The sequence below is a fragment of the Sporosarcina sp. Y1009 genome (assembly GCF_057669865.1).
On record NZ_JBYHFO010000032.1, the window covers coordinates 1 to 2998 of the forward strand.

The following is a 2998-nucleotide window of genomic DNA, read 5'->3' on the forward strand; positions in this document are numbered from 1 at the left end:
TTTAGGTTAAGTTAGAAAGGGCGCACGGCGGATGCCTTGGCACTAGGAGTCTATGAAGGACGGCACTAACACCGATATGCTCTGGGGAGCTGTAAGTAAGCTTTGATCCAGAGATTTCCGAATGGGGAAACCCACTGTTCGTAATGGAGCAGTACGTTTACGTGAATACATAGCGTAATCGAGACAAACCCGGAGAACTGAAACATCTAAGTATCCGGAGGAAGAGAAAGAAAAATCGATTCCCTGAGTAGCGGCGAGCGAAACGGGAATAGCCCAAACCAGGAAGCTTGCTTCCTGGGGTTGTAGGACACTCTATACGGAGTTACAAAGGAATGAATTAGACGAAGCGACCTGGAAAGGTCCGCCGTAGTGGGTAATAGCCCCGTAGTCGAAAGTTCATTCTCTCCAGAGTGTATCCTGAGTACGGCGGAACACGTGAAATTCCGTCGGAATCCGGGAGGACCATCTCCCAAGGCTAAATACTTCCTAGTGACCGATAGTGAACCAGTACCGTGAGGGAAAGGTGAAAAGCACCCCGGAAGGGGAGTGAAATAGATCCTGAAACCGTGTGCCTACAAGTAGTCAGAGCTCCGTTGATCAATTCTTCGGAATCGATCACGAGTGATGGCGTGCCTTTTGTAGAATGAACCGGCGAGTTACTGATTCCATGCAAGGTTAAGCAGAGAATGCGGAGCCGCAGCGAAAGCGAGTCTGAATAGGGCGATTTAGTATGGGGTCGTAGACCCGAAACCAGGTGATCTACCCATGTCCAGGGTGAAGGTAAGGTAACACTTACTGGAGGCCCGAACCCACGTATGTTGAAAAATGCGGGGATGAGGTGTGGGTAGCGGTGAAATTCCAATCGAACCTGGAGATAGCTGGTTCTCTCCGAAATAGCTTTAGGGCTAGCCTCAAACGTAAGAATCTCGGAGGTAGAGCACTGTTTGGACTAGGGGCCCATCCCGGGTTACCGAATTCAGACAAACTCCGAATGCCGAAGATTTTTGTTTGGGAGTCAGACTGCGGGTGATAAGATTCGTAGTCGAGAGGGAAACAACCCAGACCACCAGTTAAGGTCCCCAAATATCCGTTAAGTGGAAAAGGATGTGGCGTTGCCCAGACAACCAGGATGTTGGCTTAGAAGCAGCCACCATTTAAAGAGTGCGTAATAGCTCACTGGTCGAGTGGCGCCGCGCCGAAAATGTACCGGGGCTAAACGGATTACCGAAACTGTGGATTGACACCTTTGGTGTCAGTGGTAGGAGAGCGTTCTAGGGGCGTTGAAGCTAGACTGTAAGGACTGGTGGAGCGCCTAGAAGTGAGAATGCCGGTATGAGTAGCGAAAGAAGGGTGAGAATCCCTTCCACCGAATGCCTAAGGTTTCCTGAGGAAGGCTCGTCCGCTCAGGGTTAGTCGGGACCTAAGTCGAGGCCGAAAGGCGTAGACGATGGACAACAGGTTGATATTCCTGTACCACCTCCCCGCCGTTTGAACAATGGGGGGACGCAGTAGGATAGGGTGAGCGCGCTGTTGGTTATGCGCGTCCAAGCAGTAAGGTGTGAAACGAGGAAAATCCCGTTTCTATAACATTGAGCTGTGATGGCAAGGGGAATTTTCCCTGGAGTCCCTGATTTCACGCTGCCAAGAAAAGCCTCTAGTGAGGCGGGAGGTGCCCGTACCGCAAACCGACACAGGTAGGCGAGGAGAGAATCCTAAGGTGATCGAGAGAACTCTCGTTAAGGAACTCGGCAAAATGACCCCGTAACTTCGGGAGAAGGGGTGCTCTGGTAGGGTGTTAAAGCCCGAGAGAGCCGCAGTGAATAGGCCCAAGCGACTGTTTAGCAAAAACATAGGTCTCTGCAAAACCGCAAGGTGAAGTATAGGGGCTGACGCCTGCCCGGTGCTGGAAGGTTAAGGGGAGAGGTTAGCGCAAGCGAAGCTTCGAACCGAAGCCCCAGTAAACGGCGGCCGTAACTATAACGGTCCTAAGGTAGCGAAATTCCTTGTCGGGTAAGTTCCGACCCGCACGAAAGGCGTAACGATTTGGGCACTGTCTCAACGAGAGACTCGGTGAAATTATAGTACCTGTGAAGATGCAGGTTACCCGCGACAGGACGGAAAGACCCCGTGGAGCTTTACTGCAACCTGATATTGAATTTTGATACAATCTGTACAGGATAGGTAGGAGCCTAAGATTCCGGAGCGCCAGCTTCGGAGGAGGCGTTGGTGGGATACTACCCTGATTGTATTGGAATTCTAACCCATGCCCCTTATCGGGGCAGGAGACAGTGTCAGGCGGGCAGTTTGACTGGGGCGGTCGCCTCCTAAAGAGTAACGGAGGCGCCCAAAGGTTCCCTCAGAATGGTTGGACATCATTCGTAGAGTGCAAAGGCATAAGGGAGCTTAACTGCGAGACCTACAAGTCGAGCAGGGTCGAAAGACGGGCTTAGTGATCCGGTGGTTCCGCATGGAAGGGCCATCGCTCAACGGATAAAAGCTACCCCGGGGATAACAGGCTTATCTTCCCCAAGAGTCCACATCGACGGGAAGGTTTGGCACCTCGATGTCGGCTCATCGCATCCTGGGGCTGTAGTCGGTCCCAAGGGTTGGGCTGTTCGCCCATTAAAGCGGTACGCGAGCTGGGTTCAGAACGTCGTGAGACAGTTCGGTCCCTATCCGTCGCGGGCGCAGGAAATTTGAGAAGAGCTGTCCTTAGTACGAGAGGACCGGGATGGACACACCGCTGGTGTACCAGTTGTCTTGCCAAAGGCATCGCTGGGTAGCTACGTGTGGCCGGGATAAATGCTGAAAGCATCTAAGCATGAAGCCCCCTTCAAGATGAGATTTCCCATTACGCAAGTAAGTAAGATCCCTCAGAGAAGATGAGGTTGATAGGTCCGGGGTGTAAGTACGGCGACGTACGTAGCTGACGGATACTAATTGATCGAGGACTTAACCTAATTAAGTTAAAAGGGTTTGATTGACCCTGATTTGTGAA

The 2998-nt window shown here is 51.9% G+C and carries 1 rRNA gene; it reads left to right on the forward strand.

What is annotated here, in order from left to right:
- Positions 1–4: 4 nt before the first annotated feature.
- Positions 5–2960: ribosomal RNA gene (locus AC25Y1_RS19245) — 23S ribosomal RNA — on the forward strand.
- The last annotated feature ends 38 nt before the right edge of the window (positions 2961–2998 follow it).